The organism is Mesorhizobium sp. CO1-1-7 (assembly GCF_020164885.1).
GTDB classification, from domain to species: domain Bacteria; phylum Pseudomonadota; class Alphaproteobacteria; order Rhizobiales; family Rhizobiaceae; genus Mesorhizobium; species Mesorhizobium australicum.
This window is the reverse complement of record NZ_JAIUHA010000008.1, coordinates 138506-164926: the sequence shown is the minus strand read 5'-3', so window position 1 is coordinate 164926 and position 26421 is coordinate 138506. Positions and strand designations below refer to the sequence as shown.

Here is a 26421-nt window from a genome sequence, read left to right as displayed (position 1 = left end):
ATTCGCGCCCAGCCAGTCTGGCTTTGGCGCCCAAAAAAGCAGAGTATTTGCCATGGAACGCTCGACCATCGTCAGAGTGCATGAAGGTTTGCACGCCCGTCCCGCCACGCGCTTCGTCAAGCTCGCCAAGGCTTTCGAATCCGACGTCGAACTGGTCAAGGACGGCAAGGCGGTCAGTGCCAAGAGCTCGGTCAAGCTGATGCTGCTGGCGGTCAAGGAAAACCAGGAAGTCACTGTGCGGGCGAACGGCGCCGACGCCATCGAGGCGATCGAGGCTCTGATCGGCTATCTCGAGAACCCAAAGGCGGGTCTCGACGACGAAGACTCCCACGCTCCAGCCAATGACCAGGGCAAGGAAGCGGCGCCTGCGGCAGCGCCCCGGTCCGCGCCATCTGCATCAGGCGAAGCAAGCAGTGGTTTGCGCGGTGTCGCCGCAAGCGAGGGCGTCGCCATCGGGCCGGCTTTTGCACATTTCCCGCCTGACATCGCCGGGCAGGGCCGCATGCTGCAGGCCGATGAGATCGCCGGCGAGATCGACAGGTTTCGCGCCGCCGTCGCCGCCGTCCAGGCCCGCATGGACCGGGCTTTGGCACAGGATGGTCTGTCGGCCGGTGACCGCGGCATCGTCGCGGCGCTGAGAGATATCGCCGCCGACGACAGCCTGACCGGCGAGGCCGAGAAGGCAATCAAGGGCGGCAACGACGCGGTCTCGGCCACGATTACCGCCGCCTCCACCATCGCCGCCGATTTCAGCGCCGTCGACGATCATTATCTCAATGCGCGGGCGGACGATGTCCATGCGGTCGGACGGCAGATCAGCCTGGTGCTGCTTGGCCAGGACGACGTCAGTCTCGAAAACATCCCGCAAGGTGCGATCCTGATCGCCGATGATATCGGGGCCTGGGATCTGGCGCGGGCGCCGCTGAAACGCATCGGCGGCGTGGTGTGCGGCCATGGCGGCGCCACCTCGCACATCGCCATCATCGCCCGCTCGCATGGCATTCCGGCGGTGCTCGGCCTTGGCGACCGGATCCACCTCTTGCGCACGGCACAAGAGGTGGCGCTCGACGGCAACAGCGGCCAGGTGATCATCGACCCCGATGCGGCGACGCGCGCCGATTTCGCCGGTCGTGTCCAAGCGGCGGCGAAGGAGCGTGCCGGCCTTGCGGCTTTCAAGACGGTGACGCCGAAGCTGGCGGACGGCAGGGTCATCGAGGTCGCGGCCAATATCGGCTCGCTGGAAGAGATCGAGGCAGCGCAAGAGGCCGGCGCCATGGGTGTCGGCCTGTTCCGCACCGAGCTCCTGTTCATGCGCCATATGCACCTTCCGTCGGAGGACATGCAGGCCGAGACCTATGCGGCGCTGGCCAAGGCCTTCGCACCCTATCCGGTCATCGTGCGCACGCTCGACATCGGCGGCGACAAGCCGATCGCCGGCATCGAGTTCCCCGACGAGGAGAACCCCTTCCTCGGTTGGCGCGGCATCCGCATGTGCCTCGACCGGCCCGATATCTTCAAGCGCCAGCTCAGGGCGCTGCTGAGGGCGGCCGTGCACGGCAACATCAAGGTGATGCTGCCGATGGTCTCCGATCTTGGCGAGGTGCGGCAGACGCGCGTTCTTGTCGCCGAATGCGCCGCCGAACTCAAGGCCGAAGGCGTGCCGCATGCGACGTTCGATCTCGGCGTGATGATCGAAACCCCGGCCGCCGTGCTGATCGCCCCGGCACTGGCCAAGGAAGTGGCTTTCTTCTCGATCGGCACCAACGACCTGACCCAGTACATCATGGCGGCCGATCGGCTCAACCCGACCGTTGCGAAGCTCAACGACGTCACCAATCCGGCGGTCATGTCGGCGATCGGGCTGACGGCCAAGGCCGGCGTCGCCGCCGGCATCATGGTCGGCATGTGCGGCGAAGCGGCGGGCCGGCCGGATCTCATTCCGGCCTTCCTGGAGATGGGCCTGACCGAGCTGTCGATGAGCCCGGCCTCGATCCAGCGCGCCAAGAAGACGATCACGGCGATGGCAGCCGGGGAGTAGTTCCCGCAACCGCCGCTGGAGCTTACGGCAGATGCGCAAGCAAGGTGGCGAACACAGGTGCCAATTCGTCGACCGGGCTCGCCTTGGCGCAGGCCTGGGCAATGCGCTCATGACGTATGTCGGCCGCCAGAATCGCGATTTCCAGCATGTCGGGCTCCGGCGCGCCGTCACGACCGGTGGTCGCCAGGCCGCAGGCCAGGACGACCGGCGCCAGGCAGCTTACGTCGAGCGCCTGGCCGCCGGCAGCGCTCGTTTCCGGCGCGGCTTCGCCAAAGCGGACCGGACGCTGGTTGAGCAACTCGACCAGCAGTGCCGCGCAGATGGCCGCGATGGCCTGCAGTCCGGCACCCGGCGCGGCCAGCGCAGCCAACAATTCGCCATGGCGCTTGCGCATGGCCGCGTGGACGGCGGCGAACCCGGCTTCATGGATACGGGCGTGGTCGATCTTCAGCCCGGCAAGCACTGCCTTGGTCAGATAGTACATGTCGCGCCGGAACAGGCGCTCGGCGCTCAATTGCTGGTCTTCGTCACCGGCCGGGAAATAGGTGGCGAGGCCTTTTACGGTCGTTCCATCCACTCTTATCGGGCGCTCGTGCGGGACGAAGGATTCGGCGATCGACAGCGCTTCGTCGACGGCACTCGCGGCGTGGCTGAGCAGGCCTTCGATGCCTTTGCCCGGAAATGGCGGCAGATGGCTGGTTGCTTCGCGCAGCAGGCTGGCCTCGCTGGCGCCGTCATGGCGGCTCTGGCGGATGATGTCGCGGACTTCCCGCAGCCGGTCCTTGAGGTTGACGCGGACATCTTCGGAGATTTGTCGGAGCATCGCGGTTAGCCTCGAATGTGCCGTGCGGCGCCACCTGCGACGGGCACCACCGACTCTACATTGTTCCTATCGATTGGTAGATCAATAGGCGATACTAGACCAGCATGCAGAATCGGCGACGGCGCACTCGTCCGCCGCGGGGGAGGGATGATTGGCCAGGGGACGACAAATCGTGGAAAGACGGCCCGAGGAAAGGCGGACCGACGAAAGGCGGGCAGGAGCGGAAGCGACCGAGCAGATCGTCAGCGAGAGCCGCACGGACCGCCTCAGGATCCGCGCCGCCTGGATGTATTTCGTCGAGCAGATGACGCAGAACGAGATCGCCGATGTGCTCGGCGTCGGCCGCGTCACCATCGTGCGCATGCTGGCGGAGGCGCGGTCGCGCAACGAGGTCAAGATCACCATCGAGAGCGAGCTTCTAGAGATCGTGCGGCTGGAGCGCGCGCTGGAAAAGACCTTCGGCCTCCAGCAGGCGCTGGTGGCGCCGCTGACGGCGGCCAGTGCCGATCCGATCCCGGCAATAGCCGCCAAGACCGGCATGTTCCTGTCCGACGCTATGAAATCCGGCATGCAGGTCGGTGTCGGCTGGGGCAATACGCTGTTCCACACCTTGCCGTTCATCAGCGCCAAATCGCTGACCGATTTCAAGGTGATCTCGCTGCTTGGCGGCGTCGGCGTCGCGCGCCGGGTCAACCCGGCCGAGTTCGCCTGGCGCTTCGCCCAGATCTTCCAGGGCGACGGCTATCTGATGCCGACGCCAGCCGTCGTCGACAGCGTCGAGACCAAGATCGCGCTGATCGAACGCTGCGGCCTGCAGGAGGTTTTTGAAATGGCCGACGCGCTCGACGCCGTTCTGCTGAGTGTCGGCGGGATCGCTTCGGCCACCACCTTCTCGCGCGGCGGCTTCCTCAGGGAAGCGGACCGGGAGGCGCTGCTGGCGCGCGGCGCCGTCGGGGACCTCCTGTTCCACTTCTACGACCGCAATGGCGATCTGGTCGATCATCCCGTCAACAACCATGTGATGTCGGTGGATGTCGACCGGCTGCGCAAGGCGCCAATCCGCATTCTGACCTCCGGCGGCGCGGAGAAGACCGACGCCCTGCTCGGCGCAATGAACCTGATTGCGCCCACAATCCTGATCACCGACGAGGAGAGTGCAAGGCGGATTCTGGCGGCGGTCAGCGAAAGCTGAAGGACCCCATCGTATAGTCCGGCCAGGCCTTATGCTCATCGAAGACAGCGGCGAGGTCAGGCGTGTCGGCCAATATCCCACCCATCACCAGTGCCGTCGCGATGCCGACGCCATTGCCGCCTGCAATATCGTGTTCGACGCTGTCGCCGACGCAGACCACGCTGCCGCGCTTTGGTTCGCCGGCGAGCGCGAGCGCCGCTTCGAAGATCGCCGGGCCGGGCTTGCCGATGCGGGTGACGCTGCCGCCCAGGCTCTCGTAAAGATCGGCGATCTCGCCGGCGCCGAAGCGGGGCCCGACCGCCGTCAGCATGATCTTGTCGGGATTGGTGCAGAAGCATGGCACTTTTCGCGCCGCCGCCGGGGCCAGCAAGCGGCGATAATGCTCGAGGTCGTAGCGGTCGCCCTCGCTGGCCGCGATCAGTACCAGGTTGGCGGTATCGCCGGTTCCGGTCAATACAAAAGGCAGGCCCTCGATCGCTGTGCGGTCATTATCGCGGCTGATCAACAGGCAGTTCGTGCCGGGGCGCAACGCTCCGGTCGCCGCCATTTCGTGGAAGGATCGCCACGCCACCTCGCCGGAGGAAACGAAATGATCCCAGCTTCCGGGCTCGAAGCCGAGCCTCAGCAAACGGTCTTCGTTGGGCTTGGCGCGCCTGCCGGAGTTGGAGACCAGCACCACGGTCTTTCCGGCGCGCTTCAGTGCCGCCAAGGCCACCACCGCACCGGGATAGGGGGCCGACCCGTCATGCAGCACGCCGAACTGGTCGACCAGGAAGACCTGGTAGCGCTCCTCCAGCGGTCCGATGCCGTCGAGGCGTTCAGCCAGTTTCCCGCTCATAGCAGCCCCGCCTCGTTCGCACCCTTCAACGCCAGGCGCGCCGCTCCGGCAGCGGCCTCGTCCGACAAAGCCGGCAAGAACGCAACGCCGAGCTTACGCTGCCGGATCGCGCTCCACGCCGGATTTGCCGCGCCGCCGCCGACGCTGCGCACCGAAGTCAGCGCCGGCGCGCCGAGCTCGCCAAGCCGGCGATAGCCGAGCGCTTCGATCGCGGCCATGCCTTCGAACATCGCCTTGAGATAGTCGGCATCATCCGCCGGGCGCGGGACGAGGCGCGGGGGGAGCGCCGGATCGGCGATCGGGAAGCGTTCGCCCGATGTGGCGAGTGGATAATAGTCGAGGCCGGTCTCAGTTGCGGGGTCGATCATGGCACTGAGCTCGATGATCCGCGCGAGCGGAAAATGCCGCGCCAGCACCTTGCCACCGGAATTCGATGCGCCGCCGGCCAGCCAGGTGTCGCCAAGACGATGGCTGTAGATGCCGAAGCGCGGCGCCGAGATCGGCCGGTCGGACAGGATCTTGATGGTCAGCGAGGAACCCAATGCGGTGACGCCGTCGCCGGCTGCCGCAGCGCCCGTCGCCAGGAATGAGGCGCAGCCGTCCGTGGTGCCGGCAACCACAACCACATCGCGCGGCAGGCCGAAAAGCGCGGCGGCGGCCGTGGTAAGCGTGCCGCTGACCTCGCCCGGCTCGACGACATCAGGCAGTAAATTCATGCGCATGCCGGTGGCCGCGATCCAATCCGGCCAGCGGCGGGCCTCGACGTCATAGCCGGTCTTGAGCGCATTGTTCTCGTCGCTGACGTCGAAGCGTCCGGACAGGTTGCCGGCGATCCAGTCGGCCTGGTGGAGCACGGCCGCCATGCCGGGCAGACGCTGGAATCGGAGCGCCTTGGCGAGGCCTGAAGTCGGCCCGTGGGCGGCGCTCGTTTCCGGCGCCTCGCGGGCGACGATGGCCAGGATGTCTCCGTCATCGACCTTGTCGTTGTACATCAGCGGCTCGGCCAGGGGCCGCCCATCAGTGTCGACCGGCAGCAGCGTGCCCGATGTGCCGTCGACGGCGATGGCGCGGACCGTGGCACGGTCTATGCTTGAAAGCAGCCCGGCCAGCGCCGCCTGGACCGCTTGCCACCATGTGCGGGGATCGCGGGGGTTCGGGCCGAACCTGTCGAGAGGCACGGCAGATTGGGCGGCAATGGAAAAATCCCGGCGCATGGCGACCGCGCGGGCGCCGGAGGTGCCGATGTCGATGCCGACGACAAGTGGCGTCATGTCGTCCGTTCCTTGTCAGGCCGTGCCGGCGGCGTTGAGCTTCTGGCGATACTGCTCGGCGTCCCAGTTGACCAGTTCGTCATTCTCGGCGGCCGTGAGATAGTTCAGCCGCGCCTTGCCATCGACGCGCGCGGTCACGTCGGCCAGGCAACGCTGCATGGCGTCGGCACCGGCGCTGGCGTCGCCGCGCATCAGCACGCCGGCGCCGGGAAACAGGATGGCCGCGGGCGCCGCGCCGAGCCGCGCGACGACGCCGGCCACGTCCTCGCCCGGCCTCGCCACGACCGAGCCCTGGCCAAGGAATATGACATGGTCCGGATAGAGGCTGCCGGCCTCGGCCATGTGCAGGCTTTCCGCATCGATCGCGACAGCATGCGCTTCGATACCCGCCGGTAACCGGTAGTCGCCGGCTAGCGTCGTCAGGGCGGCGATGTCGGGTGCGGCGGTCGCGCGCGCCGGCCGCGCCAGCAGCGACCGGACGCGGTGCAGCAAGGCCTGTGCGTCGGGGACGGTTTCCGCGGCGACCACCAGTCCGTGATTGCCAAGGATCAGTACGTCGACGCCGGGTCGCAATCTCTCGGCAATGCCACGGGCGAGCGGCAAGCCCGGCCGGAAATAGGGCACCCAGGCCCATTCGATGCCGCCCAGCCGCTTGGCGACCTCGGCCTCGCCATCGGCTTGCACGGCCAGCGAAATCGTGTCGACGCAGTGGACGTGCAGAACCACGCGTTGCGGCATCAAGGCATGCACCGTGGTCTCGATCGACGGACGCAGGCCACGCGGATTGAGGTCTTCGATGGCGAAAGCCTGTGGCTTGTCGGCGGCCGGGTCGCGCCGGTCGACGGCCTCCAGCAACGGCGCCATCGCCACCGGCACCATGATGTCGTCGCTGAGCGCGTCCTTCAGCCAGGTGCCCGAAGCCTTGATCCACAGCGTGTCGCCGGCCTTCAGCGAGGTGTTTCCGCCCGCCGCCTGCGTCATATGCGGGTTCAGCCCGATGCTGGCCGAAAGCGCCCGCAAGGCAGCCAGTTCCTGTGCATCAGCTTGGGTTGCCATGGCCCTTTTCTCCAACGCTTGCACAAAATCCCGTCGTCGGGACCGGTGTTGACGTTGGTATCGCAGATGTGAGTGATCTGCGTCAATAGTGATCTACTATCGTCAAAAGCAGCTTGCAATCCAACTAATGTTGAGTAAGTTGCACCAATTGCCATAGAAATGGCGTCAGGGAGGAAAGGTTGAGCGACCTCGGCCGCCAGCGTCAGATCGTCGAATTGCTGCGGGATCGCCCGTTTGCCTCCGTGCGCGAGTTGCAGGAGCGGCTCGGCGTTTCGGCGGCGACGGTCAGGCGCGATATCGACCGGATCGACGAGGCCGGTGAGGCCCGCAAGGTCTATGGCGGCATTTCGGCGCTCGATGGCGCCTCGCATGCGGGCGTCGCCTATGCCCGGCCCTATGACGAGAACCGCGACCTTGCCGTCGAGGCCAAACGGCAGATCGCGGCGGTCGCCGCGACCATGGTGCGCGATGGCGACGCGGTCATCGTCCATGGCGGCTCGACCTGCTTCCATCTCGGCGTCAAGCTCGCCGACCGCAACATCCGGCTCTACACCAATTCGATGCCGCTCGCGGCCTATCTCAGCGACCATGGCCATTGCAGCCTGACGGTTGCCGGCGGCGACCTGCACCGTGAACCCGGCATCATCCATTCGCCGACCCAGGCGACGTCCTTCTATGCCTCGAAATTCTTTCTCGGCACACAGGGGCTCAACCAGGAAGGGCTGCTGGAATCGCATCCGCTGCTGGTGCGGTCCATCGTCGCGCTCAGCCTGTGCGCCGACCAGATCGTGGTGCTGGCCGACAGCCGCAAGCTGTCGATCCACGCGCGCAACGTCGCGCTGCCGCTGTCGCGCATCGGCACGCTGGTGACCGATGACGGGCTCTCCGATGCCGATGCGCGCATGCTGGAGGACGCCGGCGTCATGGTGCGGATCGCTTCAACCTCGGGAGCCCTCGCGTGAACGTGGCGGTGCTCGACTTCGGCAAGACCAATTCGAAGCTGTTCGTCTTCGGCAAGGACGGACGCATTCTCGATGAGCGCCGGACGCAACCGAAATGGGCGCGCCAAGGCGGCTTCAGCGTGCTCGACGAGGCCGCCCTCCATAACTGGGCGTTCGGTGCCGTCGCCGACGCGGTCGAAAACCATGGTGTCGAAGGGGTGATGGTGTCGGGCCATGGCTGTACCTTCGCTCTTGTCGGCGACAAGGCGCTGACCCATCCGATCCTCGACTACGAACAGGAGCCACCGGCCGAAATTGCCGCGCGGATCGACCGCCGCATCCCGGATTTCGGCGAGACGTTCTCTCCCCGCCTGCCGCTCGGCTTCAACTATGGCCGTCACATGCTATGGCTGCAGGAAGTCGATCCCGACGCGTTCGCGGCGGCGAAATGGATCCTCGGCTATCCCCAATACTGGAGCTGGCGCCTTGGCGGCCGGCCGGTCTGCGAGGTCTCCTATCTCGGCTGCCATTCGCATTTGTGGGCCCCGCGCAAACGTGATTTCTCCTCGCTGGTCGACGCCGAGGGCTGGCGTGGCCAGATGCCGGCTTTCGAACGTGCCGGCGCCGTCATCGGCGAGCAGCGCTTCGGTGGTGCCGGGCGCCCGGTCACCATCCACAACGGCGTTCACGACTCCAATGCGGCGCTGCATGCCTATCGCCGCCAGGAGTTCGGCCCGCTGACTGTCGTGTCGACCGGCACCTGGGTCGTCGTGCTCAACCCCGACTGTCCGCTCGAAGCGCTCGACCGTGAGCGCGACATGCTGGTCAATGTCGATGTCGACGGCGGCCCAGTGCCGACCATTCGCTTCATGGGCGGGCGTGAATTCGCCGCCATCAGCGACGGCTGGCAAGGCCCGATCCCGCATCGCTCGATCCAACAGGCGATCGATGCCGGCCTCATGGCGCTGCCGAGCTTCGCGGCGGGCGGGCCGATGCCGGATCGCCCCGGCCGGTTGGCCGGGCGCACGCCCGATGCCGGTGAACGCGCTGCCGTGGCGCTGCTCTATGTGGCGCTGATGATCGATCTCTGCCTCGACCTCATCCATTCCAACAATACTGTCATCGTCGATGGCGGGCTGAACACTGGCGGCTTGCTCGCCGGGCTGCTGGCGCAGCTGCGTCCCGGCCAGGGTTTCCTGCAAGGTGCTTCGCTCGAAGGCAGCGCCACGGGTGCCGCCGCGCTCGCCTTCGAGAGCGTGGGGCGCGACTTCGCCGCCGAGCCGCCGGAGCCGGTGCAGGCGACACGATTCGGCGGGCTTGCCGGCTATCGCGACGCCTGGCGCGATCTCATTGCCGGGCATGGTGCCGCCGCCAAGGCGGCGGGTGGTGCACGATGAGCGCGGCGGTGCGGACGCTAGCGGCGCGCCAGCCGGTGCTGGAGATGCGCCACATCTCGAAGACCTTCGGCGCGATCCGTGCCCTGCAGGACGTCTCGCTCAGCGTCCACGCCGGCGAACTGCATGCGCTGATGGGCGAGAACGGCGCCGGCAAGTCGACGCTGATGAAGGTGCTGTCCGGCGCCTATCGGCCGGATCCCGGCGGCGAGATCCTGATCGATGGCGCGCCCGCCGCGACCGGCGATCCGATCAAGGCGCGTGCCGCCGGCATCGCGGTGATCTACCAGGAGCTGTCGCTGGCGCCGAACCTGACGGTGGCGCAGAACATCTTCCTCGGCAACGAACCGCGCCGCTTCGGCATCGTCGACCGCGACCAGTGCAACCGGCGCGCCGCAGAGATCGTCGATCGGCTGGGTGTCTCGTTCTCGGCGCGTGCGCTGGTCTCCGGCCTGTCGCTCGGCGAGCGCCAACTGGTCGAGATCGCACGGGCGCTGTCGACCAATGCGCGCATCATCGTCATGGACGAGCCGACCACATCGCTGACCTCGCGCGAGACCGACCGCCTTTTCGAGGTGATCGCGACGCTGAAGGCGCAAGGCATCGCCATCATCTACATCAGCCATCGCATGGAAGAGGTCTACCAACTTGCCGACCGCGTCAGCGTGCTGCGCGACAGCGGCTATGTCGGTACGCTCGAGCGCGCCGACCTCAATGCCTCGCGCCTGGTGTCGATGATGGTCGGCCGCGATCTTTCCGCCTTCTACAAGAAGGATCATCGCCCTCCAGACGGAAAACGCGCCATCGCGCTCTCGGTGCGCGGCATGTCCGACGCGCATCTGCTGAAGAACTGTTCGTTCGATCTTCATCACGGCGAGGTGCTGGCATTGGCCGGCCTCGTCGGCTCGGGCCGCACGGAGCTTGCCCGGCTGATCTTCGGCGCCGACAAACGCAGCGCCGGCACGATGGAGCTCGATGGCAAGCCCATAACCATCGGCTCGCCGCGCGAGGCGCTCGATGCCGGCATCGCTTACCTCACCGAGGACCGCAAGGAACTCGGCCTGTTCCTCGATATGTCCATTTCGGACAACATCAGCATGGGCGTACTTGTCAGGGACGCGCGAGCCGGCGGCCTTCGCGATTTCACGGCCGCCGACAGGCGTGCGGCAAAGGCCATCGCCGACCTGTCGATCCGCACCAACTCGGCGCAGGCCAATGCCGGCTCGCTGTCGGGCGGCAACCAGCAGAAGGTGCTGCTCGCGCGCCTTCTGGAGACCGAGCCGAAGGTCGTCATCCTCGACGAGCCGACCCGCGGCGTCGATGTCGGGGCCAAGTCGGAAATCTATCGGCTGATCGACAATCTCGCCAACCGGGGCATCGCCATCCTGATGATATCAAGCGAATTGCCCGAGGTGATCGGCGTCGCCGACCGCGTGCTGGTGATGCGCGACGGCGCCATATCAGGCGAGGTGACGGCATCCGAAGGCGAGCCGCTTCGTCAGGAAGCGATCATGGAACTTGCGACGGGAGCGTCTCAGCGATGACAGACAGGACGACCGCGACGAAGAGTGCGGATCAGGCGGCGGTCAGGAGCCGGCGGCTGCGCACCACGCTTGCCGCCCTTGGCATGCTGCCCGTGCTGGTGCTGCTGGCGGCCGGCTTCCAGTTCATCAACCCGCGCTTCCTCACCGGCACCAACCTGCTCATCGTCACGCAGCAATCGTCGATCAACATCGTGCTTGCCGCCGGCATGACATTCGTCATCCTGACCGGCGGCATCGACCTGTCGGTCGGCTCTATCCTCGCAGCGGCCGCGATGGTGGCGGTGCTGGTGTCGCTGGTGCCGGACTGGGGCCTGCTCGGCGTGCCGGCGGCCATTCTGGCGGGGCTCGGCTTCGGGCTCATCAACGGGCTGCTCATCGCCTATATCAGGCTTCCGCCGTTCATCGTCACGCTGGGTTCGCTGACAGCCGTGCGCGGCATTGCCCGCCTGCTCGGGCAGGACACGACGGTGTTCAACTCCGACCTGCCGTTCGACTTCATCGGCAACGGCTCGGTACTCGGCATTCCCTGGCTCGTCGTCATTGCCCTGTCGGTGGTGGTGCTGTCCTGGCTGGTGCTGAAGCGGACGGTGCTCGGCACCTGGATTTATGCCGTCGGCGGCAACGCCGAGGCAGCTCGACTGACCGGCATCAAGGTGCCGCTGGTGCTGCTCTTCGTCTATGGCGTTTCCGGCCTGCTGGCCGGCCTTGGCGGCGCCATGTCGGCGGCAAGGCTCTACGCCGCCAACGGCCTGCAGCTCGGGCAAAGCTACGAACTCGACGCCATCGCCGCCGTCATTCTCGGCGGCACCAGTTTCGTCGGCGGCGTCGGCTCGATCTGGGGCACGCTGATCGGCGGCCTGATCATCGCGGTGCTCTCCAACGGCCTCATCTTGGCCGGTGTCTCTGACATCTGGCAGTACATCATCAAGGGATTGGTCATCATCGTGGCGGTCGCCCTCGACCGCTACCGGCTCCAGGCAGGGGCAAGAACGTGAGTGACCTAGTCGCCGGCATCAACGACCGGCTTGTGTAACGCACCGTGAGAGGCGCGGGGCATCAGGAGGAAGTAAGCGTAATGAAGACCATCGCCAAACTGCTCTGCGGCGCCGCCCTTGCGGCCGTCGCCATCGCGCCGGCATCGGCCAAGGACCTCAACAAGGTCGGCATCTCGGTCGGCCTGCTCGGCAACCCCTTCTTCGTCGCCACCATCAAGGGCATCGAGGACGCGGCCAGGAAGATCAATCCGAAGGTCGAGGTGACGTCGGTATCGGCCGACTACGACCTCAACAAGCAGGTCTCGCAGGTCGATTCCTTCATAGCCGCCGGCGTCGACGTGATCATGCTGAACGCGGTCGATGCCAAGGCGATCGCTCCGGCGGTGAAGAAGGCGCAGGCCGCCGGCATCATTGTCGCGGCCTTCGACGTTTCAGCGCCCGGTGCCGACGTCACGGTGATGACCAACAACGTCAAGGCCGGCGAGGAAGCCTGCCAATATCTGGTCGACCACACCGGCGGCAAGGGCGACTACGTCATCCTCAACGGGCCGGCATCGTCGTCGATCCTGGAACGGGTGAAAGGCTGCAAGAACGTGCTTGCCCAGCATCCCGACATCAAGATCCTGTCGGACGACCAGAACGCCGAAGGCTCCCGCGACGGCGGCTTGAAAGTGTTCCAGTCGCTGCTCACCCGTTTCGACAAGATCGACGCGGTGTTCGCCATCAACGATCCGACGGCGATCGGCGCGGAGCTCGCCGCCAAGCAGCTCAACCGTTCGGAGTTCATCTTCACCGCGGTCGACGGCGCGCCGGATATCGAGAAGGAACTTTCTTCCGGCAAATCGATGATCAAGGCCTCGGCCTCGCAGGATCCCTATGTGATGGCCGGCCAGTCGCTCACCATGGCGGCCGACCTGCTCGCCGGCAAGAAGCCGGCCGAGGCCACCGTACTGCTCGACCCGAAGCTGATCACGGCCGAGAACCTGAAGGACTACAAGGGCTGGACCGCAGCCCGCTAAGCCTCCCAAGGCCGGTGGGGCCGGAGCGATCCGGCCGCACCATTCTCCTCCCCGCTTAACTCTTTGTTTTACGCAATTCCGGACGGAAAACCGCCACACGCTTTTCGTGGAATTGCTTTAACCGGAGACGATCATGTCGCGCATCGGAATCCATTCCTTCGTCTGGTCGGCAAGCTCGGCGCAGAACGAGCTCGAACGCACGCTGGCCAATACCAGGGAGGCCGGTTTCGACCTGATCGAATTCTCCTATCTCGACCCCGCCAATGTCGATATCGGCGGGCTTGCCAAGCGCATCGCCGACCTCGGCCTCGGCGTGGCGATCAGCATCGGCCTGCCGGCCGATGGCGATATTTCGAGCGCCGACAAGGCGGTCGCCGCGCGCGGCGTCGGGATCCTCAACGACACCGTCGCGCTGACGCGCGACCTTGGCGGCAGCAAGGTCGCCGGCATTCTTTCGACCAGCCATGGCTTGCAGATCGAGGCACCGACACGCGATCAATGGAACCGCAGCGCGGCAACGCTGGCAAAGGTCGCCGAGACGGCGAAGGCAGCCGGCGTCACGCTCAACCTCGAAATCGTCAACCGCTTCGAAAGCAACCTGCTCAACACCGCCGCGCAAGGGTTGGCCTTCATCGAGGACACCGGGTCGGACAACATCTTCCTGCATCTCGACACGTTCCACATGAACATCGAGGAAGCCGATGTCGGGCTCGCCATCCGCCACGCCGCGGCCAAGATCGGCTATGTCCATATCGGCGAAAGCCATCGCGGCTTCCTCGGCACCGGCAACATCGATTTCGCAGGGATTTTCGATGCGCTGACCGCAATCGGCTATGCCGACGATCTCAGCTTCGAATCCTTCTCCTCGGAGATTGTCGACGAGAACCTGTCGAAGAAGACGGCGATCTGGCGCAATCTGTGGACCGACAACATGGCGCTCGCCAAGCACGCGCGCGCCTTCATCGGCCTCGGGCTGGAGACGGCGCAACGCAAGGCAGAGCTGGTCTCGGCACGGCACAAGCCATAACCACTCCAGCTCCGCGCCGGTCAGCCCGAAATGCGCGGCGGCGCCTGTTTCGCATGGCACGGCATTGCCCCCGTCATGTGCATCGGCTATCCGACCCGCAGCACACATGAAGCAAACGGAGCCCGGCATGACGAACAAGACCATCCTGAAATTCGGCGCGGTCGAGCACGCGGAAGCTGGCGATCTGCCTGGCTGGATCGCGGTCGAGGGCCAACCGACCATGCAGACCGCCGTCCAGCACACGACTTCGGATGGCAAGGTGATATCGGGAACCTGGCGTGCGTCGCCCGGCACCTATCATGCGACCTACACCGATTATGAGTTCGTGCACATGATCGCCGGCCGCATCATCATCACGCCCGACGGCGGCACGCCGGTCGAGGTCGGCCCCGGCGACGCCTTCGTGGTGGAAGCCGATTTCAAGGGCACCTGGAAGATCATCGAGCCGGTGACCAAGCATTTTGTCGTGCGGGTCGGCTGAGCCGGCCCGATCACAGCCGAAGCAAGCCCGCCATGATTAGCCATGGCGGGTAAGTACGGATTGCTTTGCGCCTATTACGGCAAGCTATGCGCCCACGACTTCACTCAACCAGCTCCGCCACCTGACCGGTTTGTTCCCGCGCGCCTCTCCGCTTCGGAGCTCTGCCGCTTCGGGTCGTGGAACATTCAGCTGCAGCCGGCGTTTTATTTCACACTGTCTTTCAGAGATGCACCGCAGTCGCGCGCGACTGCCTTTGGAGGCATTACCATGCCCCGCAACCCGCAAAGCACGGCAAGCATTGCCGGCCACCCGATCCATCCCATGCTGATCCCTTTCCCGATCGCTTTCTTCGTCGCCACCTTCGTTTGCGACCTGATCTTCTGGCGAACAGGCAATCCGGGATGGGTGAGCGCCAGTCTCTGGCTGCTTGGGGCTGGCCTGATAATGGCCGCCTTGGCAGCTCTTACCGGGCTGACCGATGTCCTGGGCGATGTTCAAATCCGCAATTTGCGTGACGCGTGGCTCCACGCCGGCGGCAATGTGCTCGTCGTCCTGATCGAACTCTACAACTGGTACTCTCGCTATGCCCATGGCGAGACGGCGGTGGTACCCACCGGCCTGGTCCTCTCGCTGATCGTGGTTCTCATTCTTCTGTTCACGGGCTGGAAGGGCTGGGAAATGGTCTACCGTCATCGCGTGGGCGTCGCCGATGGTCCCGGCGAAGTAAGCCGACACTGAGGCGCGGCCTATTCTTCGGTGCTCGGGAATGCTTTTGAGGACGAACAGGGCCCTCTGGGCTATGCGCCATGCCCAGCTTGCCGAGCCGTCCCAGCGGCTATCGGCAACGGGTCGCCATTGCCGGACCGCGCCCGAGACCTATATCCCTAGCGCATTTGCGATCGGCCCGACCCCGGAATTGTCCGCCGCACCAGCTGCCCTCCGGTACGGTAGCGCCTCCGCAGCCAGAGGATACCCGCATGACAAGGTTCAATTCCACCAGGCTGTTGGCCACAACGACCTTGATGCTGCTCCATCAGGGGCTGGCAATGGCGCAGATGCCGGCGCAGCAGCCGGATGCCAAGTCATTCAAACTTGGCACACTCGACATCGTCGCCCTGCACGACGCCCAGTTCGTCAAGCCCAACGACGGCAAGACCTTCGGCCTCGATCACAGCCCCGCGGAAGTCGGCGAGCTGCTCAAGGCGGCGGGAGCGCCGACCGATACCATCACGCTGAGCGTCGACGCCCTACTGGTCAAATCGAAGACCAGCGTCGTGTTGATCGACACGGGTGTCGGCGGCGCGCTGCAGGACAGCCTAGCCAAGGCCAGCATCAAACCCGCTGACGTCAGCGAGATATTGATCACCCATTCTCATCCTGACCACATTGGAGGGCTGGTCAAGGACGACAAACTGGCTTTTCCCAACGCCACGATAAGGATGTCTGACGTGGAGTGGGATTTTGCCAAGTCCAACAAGGATGCGGCCGATATCGTCAAGGTCATCGCCGACCATGTGAAACCGTTCAAGGCCGGCGCCCAGGTCGCGCCTGGCATCACCTCGGTGGCGCTCAAGGGACACACACCCGGTCATGTCGGCTATCAGATAAAGTCCGGAAAAGAACGGCTGTTCGATATCGGCGACACGGTGCACAGCTCAATCATCTCGCTCGCCAAGCCGGACTGGGCCGTGGCCTTCGACGGCGACAAGCCGGAAGGTGAGCAGAACAGGGCCAAGACCTTGGCCACGCTGGCCAAGGACCACGAGATGATCTTCGCACCGCACTTTCCGTTCCCCGGTATTGGGCAGATCGAGAAAGACGGCGACCACTTCAAATGGACGCCGAGCAACAAGCCCAAGTAGGATTGATTCCAGCCATAGAACTACCAGCTGCTTGAGGCTGAGTGCGAATGCGGTTGGCCTCAGACCGATGCTGCAAGCTCATTCGCGAAGTTGCGATAGGAGTGCAGCGGGCGGCCCAGGATCCCTGTCAAACGCTCGACGTCGCCGGCCCCAGGAAGCATGCCGTCGGCGACATAGCGCTCGGCCATCAGGCGCATTTCATAGGCCATCCACTTGGGCATGATGTTCGCCAGATTCTGCTCGAACCCGGTAGGATCATCGCCGCCATAGGCAATCGGGCGGCCCAGGACATCCGACCAGATCGCCGCTACATCCGAGCCAGTCAGCGTATCGGGGCCGACCAGATTGATGATTTCGATCGGCAGCTTGCCCGGGGCCTGGTCACGACGGACCAGCTCGACGGCTGCGACCTCGGCAATGTCGCGGGCGTCGACCATGGCGATGCCCTTGGCTCCGATCGGCATCGGATAGATCCCATGGTTGAAGATGACATCCTTGATCATGAGTTCATTGTCGATGAAGTAGGCCGGGCGCAGGATAGTGGCGCTGAAGCCCATCTGTTCGATCATCCGCTCCGCGCCGGACTTCACGGCGAAATGCGGCACGTTGACGAAACCATCGCTGTGGATCACCGACAGGTAGACAACCCGCTCGACGCCCGACTCGCGGGCAATGTTCAGGGTGATGAGCGCCTGGGTGAATTCGTCCCCCGACACCGCGTTGAGCAGGAACAGTGTGTTGACACCAGCAAACGCTTTGCGCAGCGAGTCGATATCGAGCAGTTCGCCTTGCACGACCTCTACAACGGCCGGAAAGTCAGCCTTCGAGATGTCACGAACGAGGACGCGCACATCGGCGCCGCGCTTGACGAGCTGCTGGACGACTTGGCGGCCGACACGGCCAGTGGCGCCGGTAACGAGGATAGTCATGATTGTTTCTCCGAGTTGGGTTGCTTGACGACCCCAATATGGGTGGTTCACACATGGGCCAATAGGTGTGATATTTGAACGCAGCGTATCACTGGTGGAACACATGGATCTGCTTGCTCTCGCTGATTTCGTCATCGTGGCGCGCCACGGCGGCTTCGGGCGTGCCGCCCGCGCTGCCGCTCGCCCTAAGGCGACGCTGTCGCGTCGGGTCGCGGAGCTTGAGGCCAGCCTTGGTCTGCGCCTGTTCGAACGCGGCGCACGCATGCTCAAGCTGACGGAGGAAGGACGCGCGCTGTACGAACGTGCGGGCCGGCTGCTTACCGAACTCGACGAGACAGCCGCAGCGATCTCCTCGGGAGGTGAAAGGCCGCGAGGCAGGTTGCGGATCAGCGCGCCACTGGTTTTTTCGCAGACCGCGATGGGAAAGATCGCCGCCGGGTTCGCGCTGAAGTATCCGGAAGTGAGGCTCGATGTGTCGACGGAAGACCGCTCCGTCGACATGATCGAGGAGGGATTTGATCTGGTGATCAGGGTCAATCCCGATCCGGATGACAGCCTTGTCGGACGAGTCTTCCTGCGCGATCGGCTGGTGGTCGTGGCAAGCCCTGACCTCGCGCGGCCGCCCGGACACCACCCCGCTCCCGCGGTCGTGCGCACGGCCGGCGATCGACCGATCTGGGCCGTGAAGACGCCCACTGGCCGGGCAACTATCGCGATCCAGCCAGTTCTGACCCTGTCATCGCTGATCATGGTCCGGGGTGCGGTGCGAGCGGGGGTCGGTGCGGGCCGCCTCCCCGTGTCGCTTGTCAGTCACGACATAGCCGACGGCTCGCTGATCCATTGGGGTGATGTCGAGGGAGGCGACATCACCTTGTGGGCGCTCTACCCGTCCAGGCGGCTGCTAAGCGCTAGGGTGTCCGCGTTCCTCGATTACCTCAAGCAGGCATTCCCGATCGGGACGCCCGATGAATTGGCCGCCTATGTCGGCAAGTGACGTGTAGAAAGCGGGTCGCCAACCGGGCAGCTTACTGCACGTAGCCATCGTAAAATTGAAAGCATGGTGATCCCGACAGGAATCGAACCTGTGACCTACAGATTAGGAATCTGCCGCTCTATCCTACTGAGCTACGGGACCACGCGGCCCGACACATAGCCGCTTCGGATCGTTTCGCCAAGAGGGCCGGCCGAACGCAATTCGGCCGGCGCTTTATAAGACCGGCCTCAGGCGGCTAGCGCCGTCTCCGCCAGTTTCACCCAATAGCTCATGCCGTGCGGGATGGCTTCGTCGTTGAAGTCGTAGGCCGGATTGTGGAGACCGGCGGTCTCGCCATTGCCGATGAAGATGAAGGCTCCAGGCCGGGCTTCCAGCATGTAGGAGAAATCCTCGCCGCCCATCACCGGCTGGATCTCGCGGTGCACCTGGGCATCGCCCGCCACGTCGGCGGCCACATCGCTGGCGAAGACCGTCTCATCCGCATGATTGAACGTCACTGGGTAGTTCGCGTCGTAGTCGACCTCGATCGTCGCGCCATAGGCGGTGGCAAGTCCCGCGCAGATGGCGCGGATACGCTCTTCCGATTTCCTGGCCACTTCCTTCTTCAGCGTGCGCACGGTGCCGGCGATCTCGGCCGATTCCGGGATGATGTTGTAGGCGTCGCCAGCGTGGAACTTGGTCACCGAGACCACCACCGCCTCGACCGGATCGGTGCTGCGCGAGGCGATCGTCTGCAAGGCGCCGACCAACTGGCTGGTGATGACGATCGGATCGATGGTGCCGTGCGGCATCGCCGCATGGCCGCCCCGGCCTTTCACGGTGATGGTGAATTCGGCCGTCGCCGCCATGATCGGGCCCGGACGGATGGCGAACTGGCCGACCGGCAGGCCGGGCATGTTGTGCATGCCGAACACTTTAGCGATGTCGAAACGCTCCATCATGCCGTCCTTGACCATCTCGTTGCCGCCGCCGCCGCCTTCTTCGGCCGGCTGGAAAATCACCGCCACGGAGCCCGTGAAATTGCGCGTCTCGGCGAGATATTTCGCCGCACCGAGCAGCATCGCGGTGTGGCCGTCATGGCCGCAGGCATGCATCTTGCCCGGAACGGTGGACGCGTAGGGCTTGCCGGTGATCTCCTTGAGCGGCAGTGCATCCATGTCGGCGCGCAATCCGATTGTGCGACCTTCCCCCTGACGGCCGCGAATGATGCCGACGACGCCCGTCTTGCCGAGGCCGGTCACCACATCGTCGCAGCCGAACTCTTTCAGCTTTTCGGTGACGAAGGCCGCCGTCTTGAAGACATCGAAGTTCAGTTCTGGCGTCTGGTGCAAATGCCGTCGCCAGCCGGCGACTTCGTCCTGCATTTCGGCGGCGCGGTTGAGGATTGGCATGATGGTTCCATTTCGTTGTTGGTGCAGCCGGCTTCAGCCTGGTGGTTTGCAATTGGGCCCGGGGTGCCTTGCAATTGTGATTGTCAGGCGCTTTGCCATGTTGGCGTCACATAGGGTAAATAGCACCGCAATAATGCGGTCCGGTTTTTGAGGGTCGGATCCTTATGCTGGCGGTCACGTAATGAAATCTTACGGAGCCAGGGGCAATCAGGGCAAGAGGCGATTTCGGATTCGATCATGCGGTACAGGCATTTCCTCAAACTATTCCCGGCTGGCGCAATCATGCTGTCCGTCCTGGCTGGGCCAGCGCTGGCCAATCCGGTGGTGGTCTTCGACCTGAAGAGCGGCCAGATCCTGCAGCACCAGGATGCCTTCAAGCGCTGGTATCCGGCCTCGCTCAGCAAGCTGATGACCGCCTATGTGACCTTCCGGGCGATCGCGGCCGGAGAAGTCCAGCTCGATTCGCCGATCAAGGTGACCAAACATTCCGCCGGCGAACCGCCAAGCAAGATGGGTTTCAAGCCCGGCTCGGTGATGCGGCTCGACAATGCGCTGAAGATGATGCTGGTCAAGTCGGCCAACGACATCGCCATGGCGGTCGGCGAGAATGTCGGCGGCTCGCAGGCCGCCTTCGCTGAAAGGATGAATGCCGAGGCGGCCAGGCTCGGCATGAACGGCACCCATTTCGTCAACCCGAACGGCCTTTACTCGCCCGACCAGTACACGACGGCACGCGACCTTTCGATCCTGGTGATGGCGATCCGCCGCGAGTTCCCGCAATATGCGCCGTGGTTCTCGATCGAGGGGCTCGCGGTCGGCAATAGGGCCATTCCGAACTACAATCTCCTGATCGGCCGGTATCCCGGCGCCGACGGCATGAAGACCGGCTTTGTCTGCCCGTCGGGCTTCAACATGATCGGGTCGGCGACCCGCAACGGACGTACGCTGGTGGCGGTCGTGCTTGGCGAGAAGTCGGCGGTCAGCCGCGCCGAAGCCGCGGCCAAATTGCTCGATCAGGGCTTTGACGCACCTGCCGCCGGGTCCACCACCGTCACCACGCTCGCTCCCTACGGTGATCTGATCTCGCCCAACGACATGCATGACGAAGTCTGCAAGAAGAAGAGGAAGGCGGAGCAGTCCGAGGCGCCGCCGCCGGCCGCCGCCAAGGACCAGCCTAAATCGCCCTATCGGGAGAAGCTCGACCATGTGCCGACACTGGTTGCCGTCGGCCTTGGCGGCGCCACGGGTCCGGCGCCGAAGGCGATTCTTGACGAGGGCGCGCAGGAATATGCCGACGTGCCAATCCCGACCTGGCGGCCCGACAAGCCGGTACCCGCCGGCACGGGCCCGAAAGTCGTGGGTGCCGCCGCCCAAGGCGACCAGCCGGCCAAGGTCGCGAATTAGAGCACGATCCAAAAAGTGAAATCCGGCTTTCGCGAGAGATCATGCCCAAATTAGAAGGCAGAACCAGATGAGCGGTTTCCCGATCCCAGTCTCGGTGCTAACCGGCTTTCTCGGCGCCGGCAAGACGACATTGCTCAACCGGCTGCTGAAGGATCGGGCGCTCGTCGACACCGCGGTCATCATCAACGAGCTCGGTGACGTGGCGATCGACCACCTGCTGGTCGAGCAGGCCTCCGACGGCATCATCCAGCTTTCCGACGGCTGTCTGTGCTGCACGGTGCGCGGCGAACTTGTCGACACGCTGGCCGACCTAGTCGACCGGCTGCAGACCGGCCGTATCGCCCGGCTTGGCCGCGTCATCGTCGAGACCACGGGATTGGCCGACCCGGCGCCGGTGCTGCAGTCGATCATGGCCCATCCGGCGCTGGTCCAGGCCTTTCGGCTCGACGGCGTCATCACCCTGGTGGATGCGGTCAACGGCAATGCTACGCTCGATGCGCATGTCGAGGCGGTCAAGCAGGTCGCCGTGGCCGACCGCATCGTCATCTCCAAGGCCGATCTGGCCACCGATCACGGCGACCTCGACACGCTGCGCGCGCGCTTGCGGCAGATCAATCCCGGGGCTCGACTGCTCGATGCCGGGGAGGCGAAAACCGGGGTGGCCGCATTGTTCGACTGCGGTCTCTACAATCCTGCGACCAAGTCCGCCGACGTGCGGCGCTGGCTCGGCGAAGAGGCCACGCATGATCATCACCACCATGACCATCATGACCATGACCATGAAGGGCATGACCATGCCCATCGCCACGATCAGCGCGTAAAAACCCATTCGCTGGTGCATGACGGGCCGGTGCCGTTTTCAGCCATCGAGATGTTCCTCGATCTCCTGCGTTCCACACATGGCGAGCATCTGCTACGGATGAAGGGCGTCATCGAATTGCAGGAGGATCCGTCGCGGCCCTTGGTCGTGCATGGTGTCCAGAAGATCCTGCATCCGCCGGTGCGATTGCCGTCCTGGCCGGACAGCCAGCGCGGCACGCGGCTGGTGCTGATTACGCTCGACATGCCGGAAGACTATGTGCGCCGGCTGTTCGCCGCCTTCACCAACCGGCCGTCGGTCGACACGCCCGACCGCGCGGCGCTGGAAAACAATCCGCTGGCGATCGCCGGACGTTAGCCTCCTACGATTGGTATTCGCCGCGTTCGACCAGAAAGCGGTGGCCACCGGACATCGCCGCCGTCTCGATCAATTGATGTCCGCTGTCGGCGCAGAAGGCAGGAATATCGATAACAGCCAGAGGGTCGGTGGTTTCGAGCCAGAGCCTGCTGCCGGGCTGCATCCCGGCCAGGCGCTTTTTCGCCTTGAGGACCGGCAAAGGGCAGTTCAGCCCCTTGAGGTCGTAGATAGCTATCAGTTCGGCCAAGGTAAAAACCTCAGCCGCCGAACATGCCGAGCAGCTTGTTCTTCAGCTTCGTAACCCGGCTTTCATCGGCGCTCGCAGCCTGCGTCTCGGCTGCCGGCGCGGCCTCCGCCGGAGCCGCGATGGTCGCGGTGGCAACCGGAGCTTCCTTGGCGGCCTTGGCCGCTTCCTTCGCAGCCACGGCTTGCGCCTTGGCAGCTTCCTTTTCGGCCAACGCTTGCGCCTTGGCGGCCTCCTTCGCCGCTTTTGCCGCTTCTATGGCCGCCACCCGCTCTCGCTCGGCCTTCTCCTTGGCGGCCTTTTCGGCCTCGAGCGCGGCCATCTTGCGACCGGCGGGCGAATCGATGCGGCCCATGCGCGCCGTCTCGGTGACCGAACCGTCGGTGTTGAGCGACGGCGGATCGATCGGCACGCGCTCGCCACGCGCCCGGCGCTTGGACCAGTCGGAGACGATGCTGGCTTCCTTGATGCCGGCAATCGTCGGCTTGGGTGGCGGCACGCTGGCCTTGAGCGCGCTGTTGAAGGCCGCGTCATAGGTGCTTTGATAGGCGTTATAGGCGCTCTTAAGCGACTCCGGCTGCGTGGTCGCCGGGCAGGGGCCGGTCGGATTGAAGGTCTGCCCATCGGGAGCGACCTGGTTGAAGACGTAGCGCTTCTCGCAGACGTCGACTTTCGGTGGCACCTTGGTGACCTCGAAATTGTCGTAGCCGACCTTGAGCATCTTCCAGAATTCGTAATTCGGGTCGTTGCGGTAGCGCGCCATGTTGGCGGCTGTCATGCGGAACGGAAAAGCCTGGATCTGGAACTCGGTCTGGCCACCCTGGAAGGCGTCGCGGCCGAAGGCGTAGATCTGCTCGATCTGGGCGTCGGTCATCGAATAGCAGCCCGATGAAGAGCAGGCGCCATGGACCATCAGGTTCTGGCCGGTGCGGCCATTGGCACGATCATAGGCGTTGGGAAAGCCGATGTTGAACGACAGATGGTAATTCGAGCGCGGATTCATCTGCGACGGGCGAACCGTGTAAAAACCTTCCGGCGCCTGGCGGTCGCCTTCGGTGTATTTCGGCCCGAGCTTGCCCGACCATTTGCAGATGTCGTAGCTCGCCACCATGTCGTAGCGACCGTTGGTCTTGGCCTTCCAGATCTCGAGCTTGCCTTCTTCCTTGAAGATGCGCGCCATTACCGAAGAGGTGCGGACCATGCCCTTGGCTCTCATATCGGCAAGGATCTTGTCGGGCAGCGGCTTGTTGGCTTCCGGGGCAAAGTCCTTCATCGACGAATCATTACAGCCCGCGACGGCAATCGAGGCGGCAAGAACTCCAGTACGAGCAAGCTTGGCAAACATGGATAAGGCTATGTCTTTTCTTTCGGGCCAATGGCTTCGAAACGGCCACACCCGCATGCTGAACACTGACGGACCGTAAGCCCGTTAACCTTGAAAATTCCTTACCGCAAGGCTCGGCCAATCTCTCGCGGTGATTTCATTGAACCGAATGGGGCGGCATTTTTGTGGCGAAACTGCTCATCGCCGCCACATTTGGGGTGGACAGACAGCTTCCGTCAGCCCTGTTCCGCCGCCCAAGCGGCGTCAGAGGCTGCGGCCCATCGCCAGATATTTCTCGCGGCGCTGTTCGCGGAAATCGATGTTGGCGCCGGCGAATTCCTTCATCGTCTTGGCGATGAGATCGCCGGTCGCGGCAATCACCGTTTCGGGCGCGCGCTGGGCGCCGCCCATCGGCTCGGGGATGATGGCGTCGATGACCTTCAGTTCCAAAAGATCCTGCGCGGTGATCTTCATGTTGGTCGCCGCGTCCTTGGAGCGCGTCGTGTCGCGCCACAGGATGGAGGCGGCACCTTCTGGCGAAATCACCGAATAGATGGCGTGTTCGAGCATGTAGACGCGGTTGGCGGTGGCAATCGCGATAGCGCCGCCCGAACCGCCTTCGCCGATAACCACCGAGATCGACGGTACTTTCAGGCCAAGGCAGGCCGAGGTCGATCGGGCAATGGCTTCGGCCTGGCCGCGCTCCTCGGCGCCAACGCCGGGATAGGCGCCGGCCGTGTCGACCAGTGTCAAAAGCGGGATCTTGAAACGATCGGCCAGTTCCATCAGCCGCACCGCCTTGCGATAGCCTTCGGGGCGCACCGAACCGAAATTGTGCTTCAGGCGACTCGCCGTGTCCGAACCCTTTTCCTGGCCGAGAATCGCGATGGGCTCGCCGCGGAAACGGGCAAAGCCGCCGACGATCGCCTGGTCCTCGCCGAAATTGCGGTCGCCGGCGAGTGGCGTGAAGTCGCTGAACAGGCCCTTGATGTAGTCGATGCAGTGCGGCCGGTCGGAGTGGCGCGCCACCTGCACCTTCTGCCACGGCGTCAGCGCCTTGTAGAGTTCGCGCAGCGCGTCGCGCGAGCGCTTCTCGAGCCTGGTGATCTCATCGGCGACATCGACCGCCTCGCCGTTCTCGGCAAGCTTCTTGAGCTCGAGGATCTTGAGCTCAAGATCCTGCACCGGCTTTTCGAAATCGAGGTAATTGTACATGCTTGGGCGGACCGATACGTCGGAAGGCAATGACCGCGGAACCGTTGAAACCAAGGCTCCGGGCGGTGAAATGTCGTCCTCACATAGCGATATGAGGCCTAGTCGGCAAGCGGATGATGATCGTTGACCAACCGCACCAGCCGCTCTTCCAGCACATGGGTGTAAATCTGTGTCGTCGATATGTCGGCATGGCCAAGCAGTTGCTGAACGGCTCTCAGGTCGGCGCCGTTCTGCAGGAGATGGCTGGCGAAAGCATGGCGCAGCACGTGCGGCGAGATCTTGGCCGAGGCGATGCCGGCGCGCGCCGCCAATCCTTTCAGGTCACGGGCAAAGACCTGGCGCGAGAGGTAGCCGCTGTCGGATGCCGCCGGAAACAGGAACGGGCTGGTGGCGAAGGCGGGCAGCTTGGCCCGGGCGTCAAGCCAGCTCCGCATCGCCGCGCGCGCCTTGGCCGACAGCGGCACCATGCGTTCCTTGTCGCCCTTGCCGCGTACCATGAAGAAACGGTCATCGCGCTGCGCCACCGTCACCGGCAGGCCGACCAGCTCGGAAACGCGCAGTCCGGTGGCGTAGAGCACTTCGACCAGCGCATGCAGGCGCAAGGCCGCCAGCCTGTCGGCGTGACCGAGCCCGGCATCGCCGGCTTCCTGCGCGGCGCGATCGATCAGCCGGCCGGTTTCGGCCTCGCTCATCGTCTTGGGCAGCGGACGGCCTTTTTTCGGGCTGTCCAGCGTGCCGGTGGGGTCATCCGCGCGCAGGCCCTCGGCGTAGAGGAACTTGAAGAACTGGCGGATCGCCGACAGTTTGCGCGCCTGCGAGGTCGGCGCGAAGCCGCGCGCGGCGATATCGTCAAGATAGGCCCTGATGTCGGCGGCGCCGGCGCGGGCAAGTCCGCCATCGATCCCGCCGGAAGCATCCTCGAGATCGCGGCGATAGGAGGAAAGCGTGTTCTCCGCCGCTCCCCGCTCGGCGCTCATCATTTCCAGGAAGGCCTCGATGCGAGCGGCGCTGTTCATGTCCTTGAGGCGGTTCCGAGTCGGTCTTCTTGGGGTTCAGTTTTTCTTCGGATTGAGCTTTTCCGGCGGAATACGCACGCTCATCTCGGCTTTTTTCGGCTCGACGAACATCACCAGCGCGAACATCGTACCATAGGCAATGCCGGCCAGAATCGCGAGGGTCACGACAAAGCGAAACAGTGTCGGCATTCAGTTCTCGCCCGTCTTCTTGTTCTGCGTTTCCAAACCCTGTGCCCTTATGGGACG

General features: G+C 64.5%; 25 protein-coding genes and 1 tRNA gene. 14 read left to right on the top strand and 12 right to left on the bottom strand.

Annotated elements, in window-relative coordinates; all coding sequences use genetic code 11:
- Positions 1-52 precede the first annotated feature (52 nt).
- The gene (ptsP, locus tag LB516_RS19035) at positions 53-2038 is read left to right on the top strand and encodes a phosphoenolpyruvate--protein phosphotransferase (RefSeq protein ID WP_224720183.1); all 1986 of its coding nucleotides are present in this window, start codon (positions 53-55) and stop codon (positions 2036-2038) included.
- Positions 2039-2060: 22 nt separating this feature from the next.
- Here ptsP and LB516_RS19030 read toward each other — a convergent pair whose 3' ends face one another.
- The gene (locus LB516_RS19030; protein ID WP_015315472.1) at positions 2061-2861 is read right to left on the bottom strand and encodes a hypothetical protein; all 801 of its coding nucleotides are present in this window, start codon (positions 2859-2861) and stop codon (positions 2061-2063) included.
- Between the two features lie 172 nt (positions 2862-3033).
- Here LB516_RS19030 and LB516_RS19025 point away from each other — a divergent pair, with 172 nt between their 5' ends.
- On the top strand, positions 3034-4053 hold the full coding sequence (locus tag LB516_RS19025) for a sugar-binding transcriptional regulator (RefSeq protein ID WP_051041246.1): 1020 nt from the start codon (positions 3034-3036) through the stop codon (positions 4051-4053).
- On the opposite strand, the gene LB516_RS19020 is transcribed toward LB516_RS19025, so the two are convergent.
- From LB516_RS19020 to LB516_RS19010, 3 genes are read right to left on the bottom strand one after another with little or no spacing between them, the layout of a single operon-like run.
- Entirely contained in the window at positions 4040-4891 is an 852-nt protein-coding gene (locus LB516_RS19020; protein WP_015315474.1) for a TIGR01459 family HAD-type hydrolase, read from the bottom strand. The genes LB516_RS19025 and LB516_RS19020 overlap by 14 nt on opposite strands.
- The gene (locus LB516_RS19015; protein WP_224526437.1) at positions 4888-6162 is read right to left on the bottom strand and encodes an FGGY-family carbohydrate kinase; all 1275 of its coding nucleotides are present in this window, start codon (positions 6160-6162) and stop codon (positions 4888-4890) included. The genes LB516_RS19020 and LB516_RS19015 overlap by 4 nt, the downstream gene beginning before the upstream one ends.
- Positions 6163-6177: 15 nt before the next feature.
- Positions 6178-7218: a class II aldolase/adducin family protein gene (locus LB516_RS19010; RefSeq protein ID WP_224720182.1), complete on the bottom strand. Its 1041-nt coding sequence runs from the start codon at positions 7216-7218 to the stop codon at positions 6178-6180.
- Between the two features lie 179 nt (positions 7219-7397).
- Here LB516_RS19010 and LB516_RS19005 point away from each other — a divergent pair, with 179 nt between their 5' ends.
- The 9 genes from LB516_RS19005 to LB516_RS18965 all read left to right on the top strand — a co-directional run bounded on the left by LB516_RS19005 (position 7398) and on the right by LB516_RS18965 (position 16481).
- Positions 7398-8180, top strand: a complete 783-nt coding sequence (locus LB516_RS19005) for a DeoR/GlpR family DNA-binding transcription regulator (RefSeq protein ID WP_224720181.1) — start codon at positions 7398-7400, stop codon at positions 8178-8180.
- The gene (locus LB516_RS19000; protein ID WP_224720180.1) at positions 8177-9556 is read left to right on the top strand and encodes an FGGY-family carbohydrate kinase; all 1380 of its coding nucleotides are present in this window, start codon (positions 8177-8179) and stop codon (positions 9554-9556) included. Before LB516_RS19005 ends, LB516_RS19000 begins: the two co-directional genes overlap by 4 nt.
- Complete coding sequence (locus LB516_RS18995) at positions 9553-11097, top strand: sugar ABC transporter ATP-binding protein (protein ID WP_140616788.1); 1545 nt, start codon at positions 9553-9555, stop codon at positions 11095-11097. The genes LB516_RS19000 and LB516_RS18995 overlap by 4 nt, the downstream gene beginning before the upstream one ends.
- Positions 11094-12092 (top strand): ABC transporter permease subunit, encoded by a 999-nt coding sequence (locus LB516_RS18990; protein ID WP_140712807.1) that lies wholly within the window; start codon positions 11094-11096, stop codon positions 12090-12092. The genes LB516_RS18995 and LB516_RS18990 overlap by 4 nt, the downstream gene beginning before the upstream one ends.
- An 80-nt stretch (positions 12093-12172) precedes the next feature.
- Positions 12173-13111 carry an ABC transporter substrate-binding protein gene (locus LB516_RS18985; RefSeq protein ID WP_015315481.1) on the top strand — a complete coding sequence of 313 codons (939 nt, stop codon included), beginning with the start codon at positions 12173-12175 and terminating at the stop codon, positions 13109-13111.
- A gap of 133 nt (positions 13112-13244) precedes the next feature.
- On the top strand, positions 13245-14138 hold the full coding sequence (locus LB516_RS18980) for a sugar phosphate isomerase/epimerase family protein (protein WP_224720179.1): 894 nt from the start codon (positions 13245-13247) through the stop codon (positions 14136-14138).
- A 127-nt stretch (positions 14139-14265) separates the two neighbouring features.
- On the top strand, positions 14266-14619 hold the full coding sequence (locus tag LB516_RS18975; RefSeq protein ID WP_015315483.1) for a cupin domain-containing protein: 354 nt from the start codon (positions 14266-14268) through the stop codon (positions 14617-14619).
- Between the two features lie 267 nt (positions 14620-14886).
- Positions 14887-15357 (top strand): DUF2231 domain-containing protein, encoded by a 471-nt coding sequence (locus tag LB516_RS18970; protein ID WP_224720244.1) that lies wholly within the window; start codon positions 14887-14889, stop codon positions 15355-15357.
- 239 nt (positions 15358-15596) lie between these two features.
- Positions 15597-16481: an MBL fold metallo-hydrolase gene (locus LB516_RS18965; protein WP_224720178.1), complete on the top strand. Its 885-nt coding sequence runs from the start codon at positions 15597-15599 to the stop codon at positions 16479-16481.
- A gap of 59 nt (positions 16482-16540) precedes the next feature.
- On the opposite strand, the gene LB516_RS18960 is transcribed toward LB516_RS18965, so the two are convergent.
- Positions 16541-17410, bottom strand: a complete 870-nt coding sequence (locus LB516_RS18960) for an SDR family oxidoreductase (RefSeq protein WP_224599241.1) — start codon at positions 17408-17410, stop codon at positions 16541-16543.
- 103 nt (positions 17411-17513) lie between these two features.
- On the opposite strand from LB516_RS18960, the gene LB516_RS18955 reads away from it, so the two are divergent.
- Entirely contained in the window at positions 17514-18404 is an 891-nt protein-coding gene (locus tag LB516_RS18955) for a LysR family transcriptional regulator (protein ID WP_224720177.1), read from the top strand.
- Positions 18405-18468: 64 nt separating this feature from the next.
- Here the strand turns inward: LB516_RS18955 and LB516_RS18950 are convergent.
- Positions 18469-18545, bottom strand: a tRNA-Arg gene (locus LB516_RS18950).
- 86 nt (positions 18546-18631) lie between these two features.
- Positions 18632-19795 carry a M20 aminoacylase family protein gene (locus LB516_RS18945; RefSeq protein WP_140616792.1) on the bottom strand — a complete coding sequence of 388 codons (1164 nt, stop codon included), beginning with the start codon at positions 19793-19795 and terminating at the stop codon, positions 18632-18634.
- 237 nt (positions 19796-20032) lie between these two features.
- Here LB516_RS18945 and LB516_RS18940 point away from each other — a divergent pair, with 237 nt between their 5' ends.
- Both LB516_RS18940 and LB516_RS18935 read left to right on the top strand, forming a co-directional pair.
- Positions 20033-21199, top strand: coding sequence for a D-alanyl-D-alanine carboxypeptidase family protein (locus tag LB516_RS18940; protein WP_015315489.1), 1167 nt, complete (start codon positions 20033-20035; stop codon positions 21197-21199).
- 67 nt (positions 21200-21266) lie between these two features.
- On the top strand, positions 21267-22376 hold the full coding sequence (locus LB516_RS18935; protein WP_224720176.1) for a CobW family GTP-binding protein: 1110 nt from the start codon (positions 21267-21269) through the stop codon (positions 22374-22376).
- 4 nt (positions 22377-22380) lie between these two features.
- On the opposite strand, the gene LB516_RS18930 is transcribed toward LB516_RS18935, so the two are convergent.
- The 5 genes from LB516_RS18930 to LB516_RS18910 form a co-directional block, all read right to left on the bottom strand.
- Positions 22381-22623: a sulfurtransferase TusA family protein gene (locus LB516_RS18930; RefSeq protein ID WP_015315491.1), complete on the bottom strand. Its 243-nt coding sequence runs from the start codon at positions 22621-22623 to the stop codon at positions 22381-22383.
- Between the two features lie 10 nt (positions 22624-22633).
- Complete coding sequence (locus LB516_RS18925; protein WP_140712819.1) at positions 22634-23965, bottom strand: murein L,D-transpeptidase family protein; 1332 nt, start codon at positions 23963-23965, stop codon at positions 22634-22636.
- 243 nt (positions 23966-24208) lie between these two features.
- Positions 24209-25159 carry an acetyl-CoA carboxylase carboxyltransferase subunit alpha gene (locus LB516_RS18920; protein WP_140616795.1) on the bottom strand — a complete coding sequence of 317 codons (951 nt, stop codon included), beginning with the start codon at positions 25157-25159 and terminating at the stop codon, positions 24209-24211.
- 98 nt (positions 25160-25257) lie between these two features.
- Positions 25258-26175, bottom strand: a complete 918-nt coding sequence (locus tag LB516_RS18915) for a site-specific tyrosine recombinase XerD (RefSeq protein ID WP_140712821.1) — start codon at positions 26173-26175, stop codon at positions 25258-25260.
- Between the two features lie 36 nt (positions 26176-26211).
- Positions 26212-26364, bottom strand: a complete 153-nt coding sequence (locus LB516_RS18910; protein ID WP_015315495.1) for a hypothetical protein — start codon at positions 26362-26364, stop codon at positions 26212-26214.
- Between the last annotated feature and the right edge of the window lie 57 nt (positions 26365-26421).

Coding starts and splice junctions, on each gene's coding strand:
- ptsP (WP_224720183.1), top strand. CDS start 53: ATGGAACGCTCGACCATCGTCAGAGTGCATGAAGGTTTGCACGCCCGT.
- LB516_RS19030 (WP_015315472.1), bottom strand. CDS start 2,861: ATGCTCCGACAAATCTCCGAAGATGTCCGCGTCAACCTCAAGGACCGG.
- LB516_RS19020 (WP_015315474.1), bottom strand. CDS start 4,891: ATGAGCGGGAAACTGGCTGAACGCCTCGACGGCATCGGACCGCTGGAG.
- LB516_RS19015 (WP_224526437.1), bottom strand. CDS start 6,162: ATGACGCCACTTGTCGTCGGCATCGACATCGGCACCTCCGGCGCCCGC.
- LB516_RS19010 (WP_224720182.1), bottom strand. CDS start 7,218: ATGGCAACCCAAGCTGATGCACAGGAACTGGCTGCCTTGCGGGCGCTT.
- LB516_RS18995 (WP_140616788.1), top strand. CDS start 9,553: ATGAGCGCGGCGGTGCGGACGCTAGCGGCGCGCCAGCCGGTGCTGGAG.
- LB516_RS18990 (WP_140712807.1), top strand. CDS start 11,094: ATGACAGACAGGACGACCGCGACGAAGAGTGCGGATCAGGCGGCGGTC.
- LB516_RS18985 (WP_015315481.1), top strand. CDS start 12,173: ATGAAGACCATCGCCAAACTGCTCTGCGGCGCCGCCCTTGCGGCCGTC.
- LB516_RS18980 (WP_224720179.1), top strand. CDS start 13,245: ATGTCGCGCATCGGAATCCATTCCTTCGTCTGGTCGGCAAGCTCGGCG.
- LB516_RS18975 (WP_015315483.1), top strand. CDS start 14,266: ATGACGAACAAGACCATCCTGAAATTCGGCGCGGTCGAGCACGCGGAA.
- LB516_RS18970 (WP_224720244.1), top strand. CDS start 14,887: ATGCCCCGCAACCCGCAAAGCACGGCAAGCATTGCCGGCCACCCGATC.
- LB516_RS18965 (WP_224720178.1), top strand. CDS start 15,597: ATGACAAGGTTCAATTCCACCAGGCTGTTGGCCACAACGACCTTGATG.
- LB516_RS18960 (WP_224599241.1), bottom strand. CDS start 17,410: ATGACTATCCTCGTTACCGGCGCCACTGGCCGTGTCGGCCGCCAAGTC.
- LB516_RS18955 (WP_224720177.1), top strand. CDS start 17,514: ATGGATCTGCTTGCTCTCGCTGATTTCGTCATCGTGGCGCGCCACGGC.
- LB516_RS18945 (WP_140616792.1), bottom strand. CDS start 19,795: ATGCCAATCCTCAACCGCGCCGCCGAAATGCAGGACGAAGTCGCCGGC.
- LB516_RS18940 (WP_015315489.1), top strand. CDS start 20,033: ATGCGGTACAGGCATTTCCTCAAACTATTCCCGGCTGGCGCAATCATG.
- LB516_RS18935 (WP_224720176.1), top strand. CDS start 21,267: ATGAGCGGTTTCCCGATCCCAGTCTCGGTGCTAACCGGCTTTCTCGGC.
- LB516_RS18925 (WP_140712819.1), bottom strand. CDS start 23,965: ATGTTTGCCAAGCTTGCTCGTACTGGAGTTCTTGCCGCCTCGATTGCC.
- LB516_RS18920 (WP_140616795.1), bottom strand. CDS start 25,159: ATGTACAATTACCTCGATTTCGAAAAGCCGGTGCAGGATCTTGAGCTC.
- LB516_RS18915 (WP_140712821.1), bottom strand. CDS start 26,175: ATGAACAGCGCCGCTCGCATCGAGGCCTTCCTGGAAATGATGAGCGCC.
- LB516_RS18910 (WP_015315495.1), bottom strand. CDS start 26,364: ATGCCGACACTGTTTCGCTTTGTCGTGACCCTCGCGATTCTGGCCGGC.